We start from the raw sequence: 15603 nt of genomic DNA on the forward strand, positions 1-15603 counted from the left end.
ACGTCATCCCATCGCACCGGGCTCGTGCCCCGCTCGCCGCCGGGTGGGCCGCCGGCGGGCTGTGCAACGTCTCGGCAAAGGAATTCAGATACGAGACGGTGCCGTATTGGAATTGTCCTAGGGTCGTCATCATGACAACTCCTGCCGCCCCAGCCCGGCGCATACCCGAAACGGTGCACCGGCGCCGCTGGGCGATCCTCGGCGTCCTCATGCTCAGCCTGCTGATCGTCGTGCTGGACAACTCGATCCTGAACGTCGCGATCAAGACGATCTCCACCCCGGCGCCGACCGGACTCGGCGCCACCCAGAGCGAGATCGAGTGGGCGATCAACTCGTACACCCTCGTCTTCGCGGGCCTCTTGTTCACGGCGGGTCTCATCGGCGACCGGCTCGGCCGCAAGAAGGTGCTGCTCGGCGGTCTGATCGTGTTCGGTGTCGGCTCGGCCCTCGCCGCCGAGTCCGGCTCCCCGGGCACGCTCATCGCCTACCGCGCGCTCATGGCGCTCGGCGCCGCCTTCGTCATGCCCGCCACCCTCGCCGTGCTGATGAACGTCTTCGAGCGCGAGGAGCAGCCGAAGGCCATCGGCATCTGGGCGGGCGGTGTCGGTCTCGCCATCGCCATCGGGCCGATCACCGGCGGCGCGCTGCTCGACCACTTCTGGTGGGGTTCCGTCTTCCTGATCAACGTGCCGATCGTGATCGTCGCCGTCGCGCTGATGATCTGGCTCGTGCCCGACTCGCGCGACCCCAGGCCCGGCCGCCTCGACCCCGTCGGCGTGGTGCTGTCCGTCGTCGGCCTGGTCCTGCTCGTCTACGGCATCATCAAGGGTGGCGAGCTGGCCGACTTCAAGGACGCCAAGGTGCTCGCGACCATCGCCGCCGGTCTTGTGGTGCTGGCCGGGTTCGTGATCTTCGAGAAGCGCAGCACCCACCCGTCGCTCGATGTCACCTATTTCAAGAACAAGGTCTTCTCGGCCGCCATGAGCGCCATCGCGCTCGTGTTCTTCGCGCTGATGGGCGTGACCTTCTTCTCGGTCTTCTACACCCAGAGCGTGCGCGGCTACTCGCCGCTGCAGTCCGGTCTGCTGATGCTGCCGCTGGCCGCCGCACAGATGATCTTCGCTCCGCGGGCCCGTCTGGTGGTGGACCGCTTCGGCTACAAGGTCACCACGACCGCCGGTCTGATCCTGGTCGCAGCGACCCTGGCGGTCTTCGGCACCTTCGAGAAGGACACGCCGATCTGGTTCCTCGAGGTCGTCTTCTTCCTCATGGGCACCGGCATGGCGCACATCATGACGCCGACGTCCGTCGTCATCATGCAGGCGCTGCCCAGGGAGAAGGCGGGCTCCGCGTCCGCACTCAGCAACACCTTCCGCCAGGTCGGCGGCGCCCTCGGCATCGCCGTGCTGGGCTCGGTCCTGGCCACCTCGTACCGCACCGGCATCGAGGACAAGCTCGGCCTGCTGCCGCCGGGCCTGAGGGGCACCGCGGGCGAGTCCATCGAGGCCACGCTGGGTGTCGCCGCCAAGCTCGGCCCGCAGGGCAACGCTCTGGTCGGCCCGGCCAACGACGCGTTCCTGCACGCCATGCACGTCACGGCGCTGTGCGGGACCGGCGTCGCGATCATCGGCGCCGTGGTGACGGCGCTGTTCCTGCCGGGCAAGCCGCCGGAGCGTCAGGAGGGCAAGCAGGAGCAGGAGTTGGTCGCCGCCACCGATTGACGATGACCGGGGACGGAGAGGCGTCACGGGGGAAGGAGGCCGCTGCGGGACAATTCCCGCAGCACAGTGGAAGGACGGGAAACGTGACCCTTGCCGAGAGCCGACCGCAGCCGTGCGGTCCCGCCCGGGGCCGCCCGCGCAGCGAGGCCGTGGAACGCGCCATCCTGGAAGGCGCGATGAGACTCCTGGAGGAGGGCGTGCCCCTCTCGGAGCTCTCCATCGAGCGCATCGCGCGCACGGCCGGCGTCGGCAAGGCCACCATCTACCGCCGCTGGAGCGGCAAGGAGGAACTGTTCGTCGACGTCATGCGCGCCGCCGAACCCCCCGACCCCGAACTCCCCGGCACCTCGATGCGCGACGACCTGGTCGTGCTGCTCGAATCCCTGCGCCAACGGGGCCTCGTCAACCGGTCGTCGGCGATCCTGCACAACGTCCAGGCGCAGATGAAGAGCAGCCCCAAACTGTGGGCCGCGTACCACGCGATGGTGATAACGCCCCGGCGCAACCTGAGCCTCGAGGTCCTGCGCCGGGGCCAGCGCAACGGCGAACTCCGCACGGACGTCGACATCGAGCTGGCCAACGACATGTTCGTCGGCCCCATGCTCGTACGGTCCGTCATGCGCCCCGACGTCGATCTCCCCGGGGAGCTGTCGGAGCAGATCGTGGACACCGTGCTCGAAGGACTACGGCCCGTCAGCTCCCCGGAGACGTAGCCCGAATGTGCGGTTTTCGTCACAGCCACCACCCGTCCGGCCGGTAACCGGAACCCGTGGCGCGGACTCGATCGTCCTGGTCTTCCGTACGGCCGTCATGCGACGGCGGAACGGAACCGTTCATCCCCTAGGGTCGTGACCCGGGGGATACGGTGTGCACGGCGGGCAGTGAGGCAGACGGTATGGCGCAGCAGGCGTACATGACGGAGACGGACCACGGCGGCTCGGGGCCCGAGCACCGGGGTTCCAGACTCCGGCGCCTGCTGAAACGCCTGCTGAAGCGCCTGCTCGACGGCTGGCGCGGCGATCCCCGCATCTGGCGCCGGGGCCTCGTGCTCGCCGCCCTCGCGCTCCTGCTCGCCCTGGTGCTGAGACTGCACTCGCGCATCCCCAACACCGTGGGCAACCTCGGCAGTCTCACGGAGACCTTCCTGCCCTGGCTGGGCCTGCTGATCCCGGTGCTGCTGGTCCTCGGCCTGATCCGGAAGTCGGCGAGCGCCCTGATCGCGGTGCTGCTGCCCGCGATCGTCTGGCTTAACCTGTTCGGCGGGCTGCTCGCGGACCGGACCGGTTCCGGCGGCAACCTCATGGTGGCCACCCACAACGTCAACGCCGAGAACCCCGACCCGTCCGGTACGGCCCGTGACGTGGCCGCGTCCGGCGCGGACGTACTGGCACTGGAGGAGCTGCAGGCGTCCGCGGTGCCGGTCTACGAGCGGGCGCTGAAGTCGACGTACAAGTACCACGCGGTCGTCGGCACGGTCGGGCTGTGGAGCAAGTACCCGATGACCGACGTCCGGGCCGTCGACATCAAGCTGGGCTGGAAGCGGGCGATGCGCGCCACGGTGACGACCCCGGCCGGACCGCTCGCGGTGTACGTCGCCCACCTTCCCTCGGTGCGGGTGAAGATGGAGACCGGGTTCACCGCCCGACAGCGCGACAAGAGCGCCGACGCGCTCGGCGAGGCCATCGCCGACGAGAGGCTGCACGAGGTCGTGCTGCTGGGCGACCTCAACGGCACGATGAACGACCGGGCGCTCAACGCCGTGACCTCCCAGATGCGCTCGACGCAGGGCGCGGCGGGCAGCGGCTTCGGGTTCAGCTGGCCGGCGTCCTTCCCGATGGCGCGGATCGACCAGATCATGGTCAAGGGTGTCGAGCCGGAGAGTTCGTGGACCCTGCCCGAGACGGGCAGCGACCATCTCCCGATCGCCGCGCGTGTGAAGGTGGACACATCGTCCTGACGGACATGTCGCCGTAACCGGCCGGAATACTGCGCCTGAGAGACTTTGTTCCGTACTTGAACATAGGCTGTACGGACTCCGCTCTCCCGTGAAAGGCACAGGCACTCCATGCCTCTGGCCCTGCTCGCCCTGGCCGTCGGCGCCTTCGGCATCGGCACGACCGAGTTTGTGATGATGGGCCTGCTGCCCGACGTCGCGGACGACCTGCGCATCTCCATCCCCGCCGCCGGTCATCTGGTCTCGGCGTACGCGCTGGGCGTGGTGATCGGCGCCCCGCTGCTCGCGGCCGTGACCGCCCGCCTGTCCCGCCGAACGGTCCTCATCTCGCTGATGGTCCTGTTCGTCGCGGGCAACGCCCTGTCCGCGCTCGCCCCCGGCTACGAGACGCTGCTCGCCGCCCGCTTCCTGAGCGGTCTGCCGCACGGTGCCTTCTTCGGCGTCGGCGCGGTCGTCGCGACCGGCATGGCCGCGCCCGAGCGCAAGGCCCGCTCGGTCTCCCTGATGTTCCTGGGCCTGACGATCGCCAACATCGCGGGCGTCCCGGCCGCCACCCTCACCGGCCAGCACCTGGGCTGGCGGGCGACCTTCCTCGGGGTGAGCGTGATCGGCCTCGCGGCGATAGCGTCGCTGGCCCTGCTGATCCCCCACGACCACACCCATGCCCCCACGGTCGGCCTGCGCGGCGAACTGGCCGCCCTGCGCTCCCTGCCGGTCTGGCTCGCGCTCGGTACGACCGTGGCGGGTTTCGGCGCCCTGTTCGCGGCGTACAGCTACGTCACGCCGATGCTGACGGACGCCGCCGGCTTCGCCGAGACCAGCGTGACACTGCTCCTCGCCCTGTTCGGCGTCGGCGCCACGGCGGGCAACCTCCTGGGCGGCCGCCTGGCCGACCACTCGATGCGCGGTACCCTCTTCGGCGGCCTGACGTCCCTGGCGGCGGTACTGGCGGTGTTCCCGCTGCTGATGTCCTCCGCCTGGAGCGCGGTGCCGGCGGTGGCCCTCCTCGGCATGGCGGCGTTCATCACCGGTTCGCCGCTCCAGCTGATGGTCATGGAAAAGGCATCGGCGGCCCCGTCCCTGGCGTCCTCCGCCAACCAGGCGGCCTTCAACCTCGCCAACGCGGGCGGCGCCTGGATCGGCGGCCTGGCGCTGGCAGCGGGCTTCGGAGTCACGTCACCGGCGGTCGCGGGGGCGGGGCTGGCGGTGCTCGGACTCGCGGTGGCCGGCCTGGCCTACGCCGTGGACCGGCGGGGCGTCCAGCACGCCGGCCGGGAGCGCGTGGTCTGCACGCATCTGCCGGAGCACTCCGAGAGCTTCACCCACTGACCCGGGGGCACGACTGACCCGCGGACACGACGAGGGGGCGCCCGGTGACCATCGGGTGCCCCCTGCCGTCGTCGCCGTCACTGTCGCTCAAGCGGTCTCGTGACGTCCCGCCTCCGGGATGTCGAAGCGGGCGAGGTCTCGCAGCCAGGCCCGTGCGTTGCCGTCGGAGGGGGCGCGCCAGTCGCCGCGCGGTGAGAGCGAACCGCCGGCCGAGACCTTCGGCCCGTTCGGCATGGCCGATCGTTTGAACTGCGCGAACGCGAAGAACCGGCGGCAGAAGACCTCCAGCCAGCGCCGGATCTCCGCCAGGTCGTACGCCACCTGCTTCGCCTCGGGGAAGCCAGGCGGCCAGGCTCCGGCGTTCGGATCGTGCCAGGCGTGCCAAGCCAGGAAGGCGATCTTCGACGGCCGGAAGCCGTACCGCAGCACATGGAAGAGCGTGAAGTCGTGCAGCGCGTACGGGCCGATCCTGGACTCGGTGGACTGCATCTCCTCGCCCGGTACGAGCTCCGGGCTGATTTCGGTGTCGAGGATCGCGGCGAGCGTCTTGCCGGTCTCCTCGTCGAACTGACCGCTGCTGATGACCCAGCGGATCAGATGCTGGATCAGTGTCTTCGGCACGCCCGAGTTGACGTTGTAGTGGCTCATCTGGTCGCCCACGCCGTACGTGGACCAGCCGAGCGCCAGCTCCGACAGGTCTCCGGTGCCCAGCACGATGCCCCCGCGCTGGTTGGCCAGCCGGAACAGGTAGTCGGTGCGCAGCCCGGCCTGCACGTTCTCGAAGGTGACGTCGTACACCGGCTCGCCGGACGCGAACGGGTGGCCCATCTCCGTCAGCATCAGCCGCGCGGTGGGCGTGATGTCCAGCTCGGCCGCGGTGACGCCGAGCGAGCGCATCAGCTTGTGGGCGTTGTCCTTGGTGTGGTCGCTGGTGGCGAAGCCGGGCAGCGTGAAGGCCAGGATGTCGCTGCGCGGGCGGCCGGCTCGGTCCATCGCGCGGGCGGCGACGATCAGGGCGTGCGTGGAGTCGAGGCCGCCGGACACCCCGATGACGACCTTCGGGCCGCCGATCGCGGCCAACCGCTGCTGGAGACCCTCGACCTGAATGTTGTACGCCTCGTAGCAGTCCAGGGCGAGGCGGTCGGGGTCGGCCGGCACGAACGGGAAACGCTCCAGGCGACGGCGCAGCCCCAGGTCGGTGAGCGGCGGATCGAGCTCGAACGTGACCGTCCGGAAGTCGTCGGTCCGCGCGCGGTGAGTGCGGCGGTTGTCGTCGAACGTGCCCGTCCGCTGCCGCTCCTGCCGCAGGAGGTCGAGGTCCACGTCGGCCACCGCGTACTCGTCGCCGAGCGGGAACCGCTCGGTCTCGGCCAGCAGCACGCCGTTCTCGTAGATCATGGTCTGGCCGTCCCAGGACAGGTCGGTGGTCGACTCGCCCAGTCCGGCCGCCGCGTAGACGTACGCGGCGAGGCAGCGGGAGGACGCCGAGCGGCACAGCAGCTTGCGGTCCTCGGCCCGCCCGACCGTGATCGGACTGCCCGAAAGATTGACGAGGAGGGTCGCACCGGCGAGGGCCGCCTCCGCGCTGGGCGGCACCGGCACCCACATGTCCTCGCAGATCTCCGCGTGCAGCACGAGACCGGGAACGTCCTGGGCCGCGAACAGCAGATCCACGCCGAACGGTACGGCCTCGCCGCCGACACGGATCGGCCCGCCGCGCTCGTCGGCGCCGTCGGCGATCTGCCGGCGCTCGTAGAACTCCCGGTAGTTCGGCGGGTACGACTTGGGCACGACACCGAGGACACGGCCGCGGTGCACGATCACCGCGCAGTTGTAGATCCGGTTGCGGTGGCGCAGCGGGGCGCCGACGACGAGGACCGGCAGCAGCTCCGCCGACCCGGCCACCACCTCTTGGAGCGCCTCCTCGACCTGATCGAGCAGCGCGTCCTGCAGCAGCAGGTCCTCGATCGAGTAGCCGCACAGCACCATCTCCGGGAAGACGGCGACGGCGACCCCCTCCCCGCCGCACCGGCGCGCGTGGCGAAGGACCGCTTCGGCGTTGGCTTGCGGGTCCGCGACGGCGGTGTGACCCGTACACGCTGCGACGCGTGCGAAGCCATGCTGATAGATCGACCAGAAGTTCAACGGAGGCACGGGCCCAGTGTAATCGTCAAAGCGACGCAATGGGGTGGCGCGGGGTGTGGTGCACCCCACGCCACCCCAGGAGTCCCGCCAGGGGATCAGCGGCGTCCGAACGACTCGACGTAGCCGTTCGCGGGCGTACCCACGCCGGTCACGTCGTCGTAGCCCGTCACGGCCTTGAGCGAGCTGTCGACGCCGAGGCTGCGGACCGAGGTCAGCAGGCCGTCGGTGGCGTCGAAGCTGTTGGCGAAGTCGACGCGGGCGACCGCCAGGCCGGAGCCCGTCGGGTTGTCCGTCACGTCGTGGTACGCCTTCGAGCCGTACTTGGCGTAGATCACCGGGTTGGCGAAGCCGATGGCCTTGCCGCCGCGAGCCTCCTGCGCCAGGGCCTGGACGGCCGCGATCACCGGCGCGGCCAGCGAGGTGCCGCCGATCCGGTACTCGCTGTACTGCTGCGACCCGTCCGGGAAGGTCTGCGTCTGGCCGACCTTGAAACCGGTGTTCGGGTCGGCGATCGCCGAGATGTCCGGGACGACGCGGTTGCCGGCCGGGCTGTTGGCCGTGGCCAGCGCCTTCGGGACGACACCCTTCTGGTACGACGGCTCGGCCACCGTGCTGCTGGTGCCGCCGCCCGCGCCCGAGGTGAACCCGCCCGGGAAACCGTTCCAGCTCTTGCCGTCGGCCGACAGGTTCGCCTTCTCGGTGCCCCAGCCGGTCTCCCACAGGTACTTGTCGCCCTTGCCGACGGCCAGCGAGGTACCGCCGACGGCGGTCACCCACGCCGAGTTGGCCGGGGTGTCGACCTGCTTCGTACCGGTGTGGGCGACCTCGTCGCCGTTGTCGCCGGAGGAGAAGTAGAAGCCGATGCCCTCCACCGCGCCGAGCTGGAAGACCTGGTCGTAGGCGGCCTGGACGTCCGGGGTCTCGTTGGCCTCGATGTCGCCCCAGGAGTTGGAGACGATGTCGGCCAGGTGGTTGTCGACGATCTTGCCGAGCGAGTCGAGCAGGTCGTCGTCATAGCAGGACGAGGCGCCCACGTACGTGACGTCCGCGGCCGGCGCGACCGCGTGCACGGCCTCGACGTCGAGGGTCTCCTCGCCGTACCAGCCGGCCGCGCCGCACTCGTCGGTCTTCTTGTAGTTCTTCGGCAGCACCTGGTGCAGCTGACCGCTCTTCCAGGTCGCGTCACCGTGCTTGTTCGCGTAGGTGGCCGCGTCGACGGCGATCGTCGGCGAGGCATAGGCGTCCGTGATGGCGACGCGGACGCCTCGGCCGGTGTACGTGCCCGCGCCGTAGGCGGCGCGCAGCTGCTTGCCGGTGTAACCCTCGACGGCGTACGGGATCTTCTTGCCGTAGGCGCTCGGCAGCGTGGTCGCGGTGTTCGAGCCGTAGTACGAGGAGAACGGCCCGGCGTTCTTGAACACGGCGTCCGGCGGCGGCAGTTGGTCCTGGTGGCTCGCCCGGTGCGGCGCGCTGTCCAGACCGGTCACGGTCAGGACGGCACCCTTCAGGCTCTGAGGCACCGAGGCCGCCTTCGACGGCGCGCGGTAGGTCTTCGAACCCTTGGCGAAGTTGTGCAGCTGGGTGCCGAACGCCTTCTCGGCGGCGGCCACGTCACCGGTGACGGCGACGTAGTGCTGCGTGACCTCGGTGACCTTCAGCCCGGCCGCGTTCAGCCAGGACTTGACGGCGGCCACCTGCGCCTTGGTCGCGCCGAAGTGCGCCTGCACCTGCTTGGCGGTCAGGTACTTGCCGTACAGCGGCGAGGACGGGTCGGACACCGCCTTCGCGTAGGCGGCCAGCCCGGAGGCGTTCCGGCCGGCCAGGTACACCCGGGCGGAGACCCGGGCCTTGTCCGAGGTGGCGCCCTTGTCCGCCTTGGCCGTCGCCCACGCGGGCTTGGTGCCCGCGAGCGAGTGCCGGGCCGGGCTGTCCGAGGCGTGCGCTGCGGGTATGCCGAACGCCAGCGCGCCGGCGAGCATCGGCAGTGTCGCTGCCAGGCTCACTCCGGCGCGCGTTCTGGCACGGTTGGATCTCATAGAACCCCCTGCATCGCGGTTCGCATGCATGTAGTGGTTGGGCGTCGCCGATCCACCGGGGGCCCGCGGCGGCAGGTGGCCCGCAATGGATCACACGATGAGGGCCACTCTTACGACGAACCGTTCATGCAAGGGGCACGTAAAAGTCAAGAGAACCTCAAAGAAGCGCCGGCCAGGGCGAATTGGGCCTTTCATCCTTACGGCCGTGTTACAAGCGCGGCGCTACTGGCGCTCCTTGAGCATGTCGGACATCAGCCGGATCTCCGACTGCTGCGCGTCGACCATCCCTTGGGCGAGTTTCTTCTCCACGCCGACCGTGCACCTCGCGACACATCCCTCGGCCATGTGGATGCCGCCCTTGTGATGCTCCGTCATGAGCTGCAGGTAGAAGATCTCCGCCTGCTTGTCACTGAGCGTGCCGAGCTTCTTCAGCTCGGCGTTCGTCGCCATGCCCGGCATCAGCGCGCCGTCCTGGCCGGGCGGCATGTCGCCCATGCCCATCCAGTCCATCGGCGGTTTCGCGGACACCTTGGGCAGTTCCCACAGGTCCAGCCAACCCAGCAGCATGCCACGCTGGTTGGCCTGCGTCTGCGCGATGTCGTAGGCGAGCCGCCGGACTTCCTCGTCCTTCGTGCGGTCGCGCACGATGTACGACATCTCGACGGCCTGCTGGTGGTGGACCGCCATGTCCCGCGCGAACCCCGCGTCCGCGGAGTCGGCGGCGGGCACCCCGGCGCCCGAACCGCCGTCCTCGGCGACCGCATAGGTGATCGCGCCGGCCGCTACGAGCGCCGCCGCAGCGGCGCCCGCGATCCAGCCGACGTGCCGCCTCACTTCATCGTCCCGCCGGTGCAGGACGCACCCGGCTCGGGCGTCTGCTTGCCCTGGACGTAGGTCGAGAAGAACTTGTCCACGGCCGGGTCGCTCGCGCTCTTCACGGCCAGCTGGTGGCCCCACGCCGACAGCATGAGCGGCGACGCCTGGTCCTGGTACGGGCTCATCAGCGAGTACGGCGTCTGCTTCACCTTGGCCGCGAGCGCGTCCACGTCGGCCTTCGGCGCCTTGTCGGTGTACGTCACCCAGACCGCGCCGTGCTCCAGCGAGTGCACGGCGTTCTCGTCCTTGACGGGGGAGGTGTAGACGTCGCCGTTGCAGTTGAGCCACACCGGGTTGTGGTTGCCGCCCACCGGCGGGTGCATGGGGTACGTCACGCTCGTGGTGACGTGGGTCCGCGACAGATCGCCGGACCAGGTCTTCACGCCGTCGGCGTCGGTGACGAAGTGCCCGGACCCCTTGGAGTCGCTCGCGGCGCTGTCCTTGTCGGAGTCGGACTGCGACCGCACGAGGACGACACCGCCGACGACGAGACCGGCCACGACCACCACGCTCGCGCCGATGGTCAGCGCGCGGTTGCGGCGTTCGCGGGCACGCTCGGCGCGCCGCATCTCCTCTATGCGCTCCTTGCGTGCCGCGCTGTTGCTCTTCTTGCCGGAACCCATGGCGGTGTCCTTCTGGGGGTCGTCGGGACGGACGGGGACGGTGGGGCCCACTGATCGTAAGGGGGCGGGGGCGTCCTGCCGTAGGGAGGCCGTGGGAACCGGACGTCAACGGGTTGTCGCGAACTTGGCATGCACCCGATATTTGGAGTCTGCGATGCGCATTATTACCCTTCCCGTATGCGCCTGCTGCGTTCCACCGATCTGGCACTGCGGGTCCTGATGCGGCTCGCGGTCACGGACCCGTCCACTCCCACGACCCGGCAGGTCGCCGAGGACATGGACGTGCCGTACACCCATGCCGCGAAGGTGGTGGCCGAGCTCCAGCACCTTGGCCTGGTCGACGCCCGGCGCGGCCGGGGCGGCGGTCTCTCCCTGACGGAGAAGGGCCGCACGGCCTCGGTCGGAGCCGTGGTGCGCCGCTTCGAGGGCGACGGCGACGTCGTCGACTGCGAGGGCGGCACCACCACCCCCTGCCCCCTGAGCCCCGCCTGCAAGCTGCGCGGCGCTCTGCGGCGGGCCCAGGAGGCGTTCTACGCCTCACTGGACACGCTGACCCTGGAGGACGTCACGGCGGCCCCGACGGGGCCCCTGCTGCTGGGGATCACCAGGCGCCCTTAGGAACTGAGCGCCCCGAAGGGGCGCGGGGTGGTGTCGACATGCGGCTCCGCCGCGTGGGCGCGCCCACGCGGCGGAGCCGCGGACGATCGACTGCGTGTCGCGGCACTCATGGATGCCGCGGCGCTTCCAGCGGAGCGCTCAGGCCGCCTGCGCCAGCCAGAGGTCCGGGCCGAACACCTCGTAGTGGATGTCGGCCGGAGCCACGCCCCGGGAGATCAGCTGGGCGCGCACCGCGCGCATGAAGGGCAGCGGCCCGCACAGGTACGCGCGCGTGTTCGCCGGTATCGCGACGCCGTCGAGGTCCACCAGGCCGGTGCGGGTGCCCGGCTCGGCGTCGCGCTCGTAGAAGAAGTGCGCCCGGGCCTGCGGCAGCTTCTCCGTGTACGACTCGTGGTCGGTCCGCAGCGCGTGGTCGGCGGGGGAGCGGTCGCCGTGCACGACGGTGACCGGGCCGTCGTGACCGGTCTCCGCCAGGTGGGCCAGCATCGCGATCATGGGTGTGACACCGATGCCCGCGGAGGCCAGCAGCAGCGGGGTGCCCGGGGCGTTGTCGAGGACGAGGTCGCCGTACGGCTCGGACAGCTCCAGGACGCTGCCGACCTGCACGCTGGCGTGGAGGTGGTTGGAGACCTCGCCGTCGGGCGCGTCCTCGCCCCGCACGCGCTTGACGCTGAACTGCCGCACCGACTCGCCGGGCGCACCGGAGAGGCTGTACTGCCGTATCTGACGGGCGCCGTCCGGGAGTTCGGCGCGCACGGAGACGTACTGCCCGGCCCGGAAACCGGCCACCGGACCGCCGTCGACCGGCCGCAGCCGGAACGAAGCGACGTCCTCGGTCTCGGTGACCCGCTCGACGACCTCCCAGCGCCGCATGGCGTGGCCGCCGCTCTCCTCGTACAGCCGCTTCTCGAGCGCGATCAGGGCGTTCGCCATCAGCCAGTAGACCTCGTCCCAGGCGGCCGCGACCTCGGGCGTGACGGCCTCGCCGAGGACGTCCACGATGGCGGCGAAGAGGTGCTCGTGGACGATCGCGTACTGCTCGGGCGTGATGCCCAGCGAGGCGTGCTTGTGCGCGATACGGCCGAGCATCGCGTCCGGGCGCTGGTCCGGGTGGTTCAGCAGGTGGGTGGCGAACGCGGCGATGGACCCGGCCAGGGCCTGGCGCTGGGTGCCGGCGGCCTGGTTGCCGCGGTTGAACAGGTCGCGCAGCAGTTCGGGGCGGGCGGCGAACATCCCGGAGTAGAAGCGGTCGGTGATCACGTCGAGGGACCCGGCGACGGCGGGGAGGGTGGCACGGACGGTGGCAGCGGACTGCTCGGACAGCATCGGGGACTCCTTCGGAATCGGCTGATGAGCACGCTAGTTAAACTTGCATCTGAGATGCAAATTAAAGTGTTGGAGACCACACGACCAGCCGAGCCGAACGGACCCGGACCGGTCATTACGGATGCCGGTCCGAGCAGGCAAGATGGGCGACGGAGCGGTACACCTGCCGTAGGTGGGCGTTCAGACCCGGGTCAGCCGGCCGATCATGGTCCGCAACGCGCACGAAACGGTGGTGTGGTGGGATGCTCAGGTGCCCGACCGCCTCCCGTGGTGTACGAGGGCAGGCGGCCTGACCAGCAAGGATGGGGAAGCGGAAGATGGACAAGCAGCAGGAGTTCGTGCTCCGGACCTTGGAGGAGCGCGACATCCGGTTCGTACGCCTGTGGTTCACGGACGTGCTGGGCTTCCTCAAGTCCGTGGCCGTGGCCCCCGCCGAGCTGGAGCAGGCCTTCGACGAGGGCATCGGCTTCGACGGCTCCGCGATCGAGGGCTTCGCCCGGGTCTACGAGTCCGACATGATCGCCAAGCCGGACCCGTCCACCTTCCAGGTGCTGCCCTGGCGCGCCGAGACCCCCGGCACCGCCCGCATGTTCTGCGACATCCTCATGCCGGACGGCTCCGCGTCCTTCGCGGACCCGCGCTATGTGCTCAAGCGCGCCCTCGCCAAGACCTCCGACCTGGGCTTCACCTTCTACACCCACCCGGAGATCGAGTTCTTCCTGCTGAAGGACCGCCCGCTGGACGGCACCCGGCCGACCCCCGCGGACAACTCCGGCTACTTCGACCACACCCCGCAGAACGTCGGCATGGACTTCCGCCGCCAGGCGATCACCATGCTGGAGTCGATGGGCATCTCGGTCGAGTTCTCCCACCACGAGGGCGCGCCGGGCCAGCAGGAGATCGACCTCCGCTACGCCGACGCCCTCTCCACGGCGGACAACATCATGACGTTCCGCCTGGTCATGAAGCAGGTGGCGCTGGAGCAGGGCGTGCAGGCGACGTTCATGCCCAAGCCGTTCAGCGAGCACCCGGGCAGCGGCATGCACACGCACCTGTCGTTGTTCGAGGGCGACCGGAACGCGTTTTACGAGTCGGGCGCCGAGTACCAGCTCTCCAAGGTCGGCCGCTCCTTCATCGCGGGCCTGCTCAAGCACGCGGGCGAGATCTCCGCGGTCACCAACCAGTGGGTGAACTCGTACAAGCGCATCTGGGGCGGCTCCGAGCGCACGGCGGGCGCGGGCGGCGAGGCCCCCTCGTACATCTGCTGGGGCCACAACAACCGCAGTGCCCTCGTCCGCGTCCCGATGTACAAGCCCGGCAAGACGGGCTCCGCGCGGGTGGAGGTCCGCTCCCTGGACTCGGGCGCGAACCCGTACCTGGCATACGCCGTCCTCCTCGCCGCGGGCCTCAAGGGCATCGAAGAGGGCTACGAACTCCCGCCGGGCGCCGAGGACGACGTCTGGGCCCTCTCCGACGCGGAACGCCGCGCGATGGGCATCGAGCCGCTCCCGCAGAACCTGGGCGAGGCCCTGACCCTGATGCAGCGCAGCGACCTGGTCGCGGAAACGCTGGGCGAGCACGTCTTCGACTTCTTCCTGCGCAACAAGCAGGCCGAGTGGCACGAGTACCGCAGCGAGGTCACGGCGTTCGAGCTGCGGAAGAACCTGCCGGTGCTGTAGGCGTAGGTCAGGGCGGGTTTCCCGCTGATTCGGCGGGTGGGGCCGACGGTTGCGGACCGTCGGCCCCACCGCGTCTCATCGGCCCTGGGCCGTCTCTGGGCCGTCCGGCGCCGGATCGGTGCCCTCGAACAGGCCGTTGCTCAACGCCTTGATGTTCTCGCCGGCGTCCAGCAGAACCGAGGCGTAGAAGTGCCTGGGCGCGTGCATGCCCGCTCGATACGGGCGGGCTGCTGCGTTTCTCCTCGTTCGCCGCTCAGGCGTTGCCCCACGCTTCAAGCGATCACAAGTTCCCCCAGTTCAGCGCCAGATGGCGCACAAGGTGGTTTCTGTCCGCCTGTCAGGCCGCCCAACCAGGCAGTGATCCGCCGGGGTGTGTGGACTACGTCGGAAAAGTTCCGTGCTGTTGACCTGATCGCGGTGTAACAGCTCACCCCGGCCTGCCGCGTAATGCTTGGTCAGCCAGTCCGCAGCGAGCGGGCCTCACTCGGTGGGCAGGGAGTCCAGGAGCTTCTGTGCGGCCTCCAAGAATTTGGGTCTGGCCGCGTCACCGAGGGCGAGGGCCTGACGGAGGCAGGAGCGGGCTTCCTCGGTTTCTCCCAGTTCGATCAGAGCCTCTCCCAGATTCGACAGCGCACAGGCCTCTTCGTCGAGCCTGCCGATGTTCCGCCACTGGACCAGAGCATCGCGCAGGTGGTCGGCGGCCTCGCGCCACCGCCCCAGTGCCGATGGAATTCCGCTCCCTGAGGCGTCCGCCCCCCCGGCGTCAGCGGCTCCCTCCAGAGGCCGCTAGGAGCGTGGGTCGGTAATCGCTGTCGTGTTGGTCCAGGCGATCTCGAAGTACCTGACGCGTTCGTCTTCTCCGGCCGGCCGCATGCCGGCTGCCATCATGACGTGCTGGGACGCGATGTTGTCGTGGTCGGCGTCGCCTTTCACGCGGGTGATACCGCGTGCCCGCGCGAACAGCAGCAGTTCGCGCAGGGCTTCGGAGGCGTATCCCTTGCCTCGTGCTGACGGGATGAGGCCGTAGCCGATCGTGACGCTGCCGTTCTCGTCCGCGGGTCCGTGGAAGCCCAGGCCGCCGATCGCCTGGCCGTCCTCGCGGCGACGGATCTCATAGTTACCGAACGGCTGGGGATCGCCGTTGTTCGCGCAGGTGCCGAGGAAGCGCCTGGCTGCGGACACGTCACCATCGGTGGGGTATCCGGGCGCCCATCGGGCACCGCTGTCCGGCTCGCCCCCCTCTCTGACATCGTCGGGTGAGACGCCCCGAAATGATCAGATATTGTGGGCGGGCAC

12 protein-coding genes and 2 pseudogenes are annotated in these 15603 nt (G+C 69.7%); 6 read left to right on the forward strand and 8 right to left on the reverse strand.

The genetic code is table 11. The features are described from left to right. The first annotated feature begins 131 nt into the window (after nucleotides 1-131). The 4 genes from IEZ19_RS39995 to IEZ19_RS40010 all read left to right on the forward strand — a co-directional run bounded on the left by IEZ19_RS39995 (nucleotide 132) and on the right by IEZ19_RS40010 (nucleotide 5004). Nucleotides 132-1721 carry an MFS transporter gene (locus IEZ19_RS39995; protein WP_189316319.1) on the forward strand — a complete coding sequence of 530 codons (1590 nt, stop codon included), beginning with the start codon at nucleotides 132-134 and terminating at the stop codon, nucleotides 1719-1721. An 83-nt stretch (nucleotides 1722-1804) separates the two neighbouring features. Beyond that, on the forward strand, nucleotides 1805-2434 hold the full coding sequence (locus tag IEZ19_RS40000) for a TetR/AcrR family transcriptional regulator (protein WP_189316320.1): 630 nt from the start codon (nucleotides 1805-1807) through the stop codon (nucleotides 2432-2434). 182 nt (nucleotides 2435-2616) lie between these two features. Then, the gene (locus IEZ19_RS40005) at nucleotides 2617-3678 is read left to right on the forward strand and encodes an endonuclease/exonuclease/phosphatase family protein (RefSeq protein ID WP_189316321.1); all 1062 of its coding nucleotides are present in this window, start codon (nucleotides 2617-2619) and stop codon (nucleotides 3676-3678) included. Between the two features lie 108 nt (nucleotides 3679-3786). After that, nucleotides 3787-5004, forward strand: a complete 1218-nt coding sequence (locus tag IEZ19_RS40010) for an MFS transporter (RefSeq protein ID WP_189316322.1) — start codon at nucleotides 3787-3789, stop codon at nucleotides 5002-5004. 87 nt (nucleotides 5005-5091) lie between these two features. Here the strand turns inward: IEZ19_RS40010 and IEZ19_RS40015 are convergent, their stop codons facing one another. From IEZ19_RS40015 to IEZ19_RS40030, 4 genes are all read right to left on the reverse strand, one after another. Further along, a complete protein-coding gene (locus IEZ19_RS40015; RefSeq protein WP_229841343.1) occupies nucleotides 5092-7158 on the reverse strand; it encodes an NAD(+) synthase in 2067 nt (688 codons plus the stop codon). A gap of 86 nt (nucleotides 7159-7244) precedes the next feature. Continuing rightward, nucleotides 7245-9185, reverse strand: coding sequence for a S53 family peptidase (locus IEZ19_RS40020; RefSeq protein ID WP_189316323.1), 1941 nt, complete (start codon nucleotides 9183-9185; stop codon nucleotides 7245-7247). Nucleotides 9186-9407: 222 nt separating this feature from the next. Continuing rightward, nucleotides 9408-10019 carry a DUF305 domain-containing protein gene (locus IEZ19_RS40025; protein ID WP_189316324.1) on the reverse strand — a complete coding sequence of 204 codons (612 nt, stop codon included), beginning with the start codon at nucleotides 10017-10019 and terminating at the stop codon, nucleotides 9408-9410. Beyond that, nucleotides 10016-10684, reverse strand: a complete 669-nt coding sequence (locus tag IEZ19_RS40030; protein ID WP_189316325.1) for a thioredoxin-like domain-containing protein — start codon at nucleotides 10682-10684, stop codon at nucleotides 10016-10018. The genes IEZ19_RS40025 and IEZ19_RS40030 overlap by 4 nt, the downstream gene beginning before the upstream one ends. 177 nt (nucleotides 10685-10861) lie before the next feature. Here IEZ19_RS40030 and IEZ19_RS40035 point away from each other — a divergent pair, with 177 nt between their 5' ends. Then, complete coding sequence (locus IEZ19_RS40035; protein WP_189316326.1) at nucleotides 10862-11302, forward strand: RrF2 family transcriptional regulator; 441 nt, start codon at nucleotides 10862-10864, stop codon at nucleotides 11300-11302. Nucleotides 11303-11440: 138 nt separating this feature from the next. On the opposite strand, the gene IEZ19_RS40040 is transcribed toward IEZ19_RS40035, so the two are convergent. Continuing rightward, nucleotides 11441-12628 (reverse strand): globin domain-containing protein, encoded by a 1188-nt coding sequence (locus tag IEZ19_RS40040; protein WP_189316327.1) that lies wholly within the window; start codon nucleotides 12626-12628, stop codon nucleotides 11441-11443. Nucleotides 12629-12945: 317 nt separating this feature from the next. Here IEZ19_RS40040 and glnA2 point away from each other — a divergent pair, with 317 nt between their 5' ends. Continuing rightward, complete coding sequence (gene glnA2 / locus IEZ19_RS40045; RefSeq protein WP_189316328.1) at nucleotides 12946-14307, forward strand: gamma-glutamylpolyamine synthetase GlnA2; 1362 nt, start codon at nucleotides 12946-12948, stop codon at nucleotides 14305-14307. Between the two features lie 75 nt (nucleotides 14308-14382). Here glnA2 and IEZ19_RS52765 read toward each other — a convergent pair. From IEZ19_RS52765 to IEZ19_RS40060, 3 genes and pseudogenes are all read right to left on the reverse strand, one after another. Beyond that, nucleotides 14383-14565: pseudogene (locus IEZ19_RS52765) on the reverse strand (tyrosine-type recombinase/integrase); the annotation flags it as partial. A gap of 222 nt (nucleotides 14566-14787) precedes the next feature. Next, nucleotides 14788-15087, reverse strand: a complete 300-nt coding sequence (locus tag IEZ19_RS53820) for a tetratricopeptide repeat protein (RefSeq protein WP_189316331.1) — start codon at nucleotides 15085-15087, stop codon at nucleotides 14788-14790. Nucleotides 15088-15093: 6 nt separating this feature from the next. Continuing rightward, nucleotides 15094-15543: pseudogene (locus tag IEZ19_RS40060) on the reverse strand (GNAT family N-acetyltransferase); the annotation flags it as partial. Between the last annotated feature and the right edge of the window lie 60 nt (nucleotides 15544-15603).

The organism is Streptomyces brasiliensis (assembly GCF_014647875.1).
Taxonomy (GTDB): domain Bacteria; phylum Actinomycetota; class Actinomycetes; order Streptomycetales; family Streptomycetaceae; genus Streptomyces; species Streptomyces brasiliensis.

What these genes read in the sequence shown, in the direction of transcription:
- IEZ19_RS39995 (WP_189316319.1), top strand. Translation starts at nt 132, where the DNA reads ATGACAACTCCTGCCGCCCCAGCCCGGCGCATACCCGAAACGGTGCAC.
- IEZ19_RS40005 (WP_189316321.1), top strand. Translation starts at nt 2,617, where the DNA reads ATGGCGCAGCAGGCGTACATGACGGAGACGGACCACGGCGGCTCGGGG.
- IEZ19_RS40010 (WP_189316322.1), top strand. Translation starts at nt 3,787, where the DNA reads ATGCCTCTGGCCCTGCTCGCCCTGGCCGTCGGCGCCTTCGGCATCGGC.
- IEZ19_RS40020 (WP_189316323.1), bottom strand. Translation starts at nt 9,185, where the DNA reads ATGAGATCCAACCGTGCCAGAACGCGCGCCGGAGTGAGCCTGGCAGCG.
- IEZ19_RS40030 (WP_189316325.1), bottom strand. Translation starts at nt 10,684, where the DNA reads ATGGGTTCCGGCAAGAAGAGCAACAGCGCGGCACGCAAGGAGCGCATA.
- IEZ19_RS40035 (WP_189316326.1), top strand. Translation starts at nt 10,862, where the DNA reads ATGCGCCTGCTGCGTTCCACCGATCTGGCACTGCGGGTCCTGATGCGG.
- IEZ19_RS40040 (WP_189316327.1), bottom strand. Translation starts at nt 12,628, where the DNA reads ATGCTGTCCGAGCAGTCCGCTGCCACCGTCCGTGCCACCCTCCCCGCC.
- glnA2 (WP_189316328.1), top strand. Translation starts at nt 12,946, where the DNA reads ATGGACAAGCAGCAGGAGTTCGTGCTCCGGACCTTGGAGGAGCGCGAC.